Below are 2,933 nucleotides of genomic sequence, written 5' to 3'. Positions count from 1 at the left end.
TTTACCCGTATGCCGAGCACCCAGACTTCGAGCTACTCCTGTTCGGCTATTCGATTGACGGCGGCCCAGTCGAAATAGTGGATCTTGCCAGCGGCGAGACCCTGCCCGATGAGGTTCTGGCGGCTTTAGTTGATCCGTCCGTCGTGAAGTGGGCGCATAACGCCGCCTTCGAGCGAGTCTGCTTGTCCGCTTGGCTACGCACTCATCATCCCGAGCTTCTCGCTGATGGGTTTCTTGGCCCAAGGCAGTGGCGCTGCACCATGATCTGGTCGGCCTACCTTGGTCTCCCGATGAGCCTCGATGCAGTAGCCACAGTTTTGAAGCTTGACGTCCAAAAAGATTCTGCGGGGCGCAAGCTGATCAAGCAGTTCTGCACACCCGCCACACCCTCAGTCCTGAACGGCGGCAAACACAGGAACCCACCATCAGCTGACCCGACCGGCTGGGCACGGTTTATCGACTACAACCGGCGCGACGTCGAAGTCGAACAAGCCATCCACGACAGACTGGCGTCTTTTCCGATGCCGGAGTCCGAATGGGACACCTACACGCTCGACCAACGCATTAATGATGCCGGGATTCTTCTCGACCACACGCTGGTTGATAACGCGGTCGGGGTGGATGAGCACCACCGCAACGCGACACTCGCTCGGGCACAGACATTGACTGGGTTGAAGAATCCGAACTCGCCGATCCAGCTCAAACAATGGCTGAGCGAGCACGGCTGCGAACTCGAATCGCTGACCAAAGCCGACGTCGATGCAGCCCTCGATACTGCGACCGGTGAGGTGAAAGAAGTCCTCGAACTTCGCGGCGATCTAGCGAAATCAAGCGTCAAGAAATACCAGGCCATGCAAAACGTCGCAGGATCCGATGGCCGTACACGTGGGCTCATCCAGTTCTACGGCGCAGGACGTACCGGACGTTTCGCCGGACGCCTCGTCCAAGTCCAGAACCTCCCCAGGAATTATTTGCCTGATCTTGACCAAGCCCGATCGCTCGTCAGAACAGGCAGCCTCGATGCCCTTGAGCTTCTGTACGAGTCCGTGCCCGACACCCTCAGCCAACTCATCCGTACCGCGTTTATCCCTTCACCTGGGCACAGGTTCATCGTTGCTGATTTCTCTGCAATTGAAGCACGTGTCATCGCATGGCTCGCAGGAGAAACCACCACCCTTCAAGCCTTCCGTGAAGGTAAAGACCTCTACTGCGAAACCGCGAGCCGTATGTTCGGAGTGCCAGTCGAAAAACACGGCGTTAATGGTGAGCTTCGGCAGAAAGGAAAATTAGCAGTTTTGGCTTGTGGTTTTGGCGGCTCAACGGGCGCTTTGGAGCGCATGGGAGCACTCACCATGGGTTTAGCCAAGCATGAGCTCAAACCGATCGTGGACGCCTGGCGGCAAGCTAACCCACACGTCGTGCAGCTCTGGGCAGACGTCGAAGAAGCCGCTATCGCTGCAATCACGTTGCGCCAGCCGATCCGGCTGCGGAATCTGCGATTTACCGTCGAGTCCGGGATTCTCTTCATCGAACTCCCCTCAGACAGACGACTTGCGTATGTGCAGCCGCGTCTTGGGGAGAACCGTTGGGGCGGCACATCCATCACCTACACCGGCACCACCACCGCCAGAAAATGGGGACATCTCGAAACCTACGGAGGGAAGTTGGTTGAGAATATCGTGCAGGCGATCGCTCGTGATCTGCTCGTGGTTGGCATGCACGCAGTCGCCGAGGCAGGGCACCAGATTGTGATGCATGTTCACGACGAAATCGTTATCGACGAACCCACAGATTCGGGCTTCACCGTTGCTGACGCGTGCGAGCTCATGACAACACCGCCCGACTGGGCAGCAGGGCTCCCACTCGACGCCGACGGCTACGAATGCGATTACTACCGCAAGGACTAACTCCTACTCGTCGCCGAGCAGCAGCTTCGGGTCGGTTTCCATGAACTCTCGAAGATACGCGGCGATCTGCTGATTCGCAGCAGAGGGCGCTGGATCGTTGTCAAGATCGTGTAAGTATTCCAAGAACGCAAAGAGACGCATGCGCATTGCCATCGCCCACACCGTGGCTTTATCAATCTCACCCATATCTCCATGATCGCTCGTGTAGCACTGTTTGTCTGCGGGGTATACCCTGCATGGATTTAACACTTTTAGGTTCGTCGGCAGTGGGGTGAGGCCCTTAACTCCTTGTGCCGCCCGGCACGACTTTTTCTCGACGGGGTCTCGGGAAGGAACCCCGCCATGGGAAACCAGATTCAAACATTCACCAACGACGTGTTCGGCACCATCCGCACCATCACCAATGATGGCCAGACGCTGTTTTGTGGGAAGGACGTCGCCACTGCGCTCGGCTACGTTAACGCCAGCAAGGCAGTACGCGATCATGCTCGCGCCGATGGGGGTCTAAAACGTTACCCCATCGTCGATGCCATGGGACGCGAACAAGAAGCCACCTTCATTACCGAAGGTGACCTCTATCGCCTCATCATCTCTTCAAAGCTCCCGGCAGCACAGAAGTTCGAAGCCTGGGTGTTCGATGAGGTGTTGCCGACGATTCGCCGCCACGGCATGTACGCATACGACGAACTACTCGCTGACGATGAATTCCTGGAGCATGCCATCGCCACTCTGCGGGCCGAACGGGCCAAGCGCCTGGCAGCAGAGCAAGCCCTGCTCGAAGCGGAACCGAAAGTCTCGTACTACGACGTTGTGTTGCAATCGGATTCGTTGTTGACGACGACTGCGATTGCGAAGGACTACGGACTCTCCGCGAAGAAGCTCAACCGGATCCTGCGTGATGCTCGCGTGCAGTTCCATCAGTCGGGCCGGTGGTTCCTGTACGCGAAGTACGCCGAGCAGGGATACACCCAGTCCAAGACCCACGAATACGGCGAAGGCCAGACCCGCACCCACATGTACTGGACC

At 57.6% G+C, this 2,933-nt stretch carries 3 protein-coding genes; 2 read left to right on the top strand and 1 reads right to left on the bottom strand.

Going from position 1 to position 2,933, the window contains the following annotated elements:
- On the top strand, positions 1-1,907 hold a 1,907-nt coding region (locus HMPREF2975_RS07585), incomplete at its 5' end, for a DNA polymerase (protein ID WP_227469321.1).
- A gap of 3 nt (positions 1,908-1,910) precedes the next feature.
- Here HMPREF2975_RS07585 and HMPREF2975_RS07580 read toward each other — a convergent pair.
- Positions 1,911-2,093 carry a hypothetical protein gene (locus HMPREF2975_RS07580; protein WP_048708039.1) on the bottom strand — a complete coding sequence of 61 codons (183 nt, stop codon included), beginning with the start codon at positions 2,091-2,093 and terminating at the stop codon, positions 1,911-1,913.
- A 156-nt stretch (positions 2,094-2,249) separates the two neighbouring features.
- Between HMPREF2975_RS07580 and HMPREF2975_RS07575 the strand changes: the two genes are divergently transcribed.
- The coding region (locus HMPREF2975_RS07575) for a phage antirepressor (RefSeq protein WP_070726922.1) at positions 2,250-2,933 on the top strand (684 nt) is incomplete at its 3' end.

The sequence above is a fragment of the Actinomyces sp. HMSC065F12 genome, from assembly GCF_001814535.1.
In the GTDB taxonomy this organism is placed as follows: Bacteria; Actinomycetota; Actinomycetes; order Actinomycetales; family Actinomycetaceae; genus Pauljensenia; species Pauljensenia radingae_A.
This window is presented reverse-complemented; position numbering and strand designations above follow the sequence as displayed.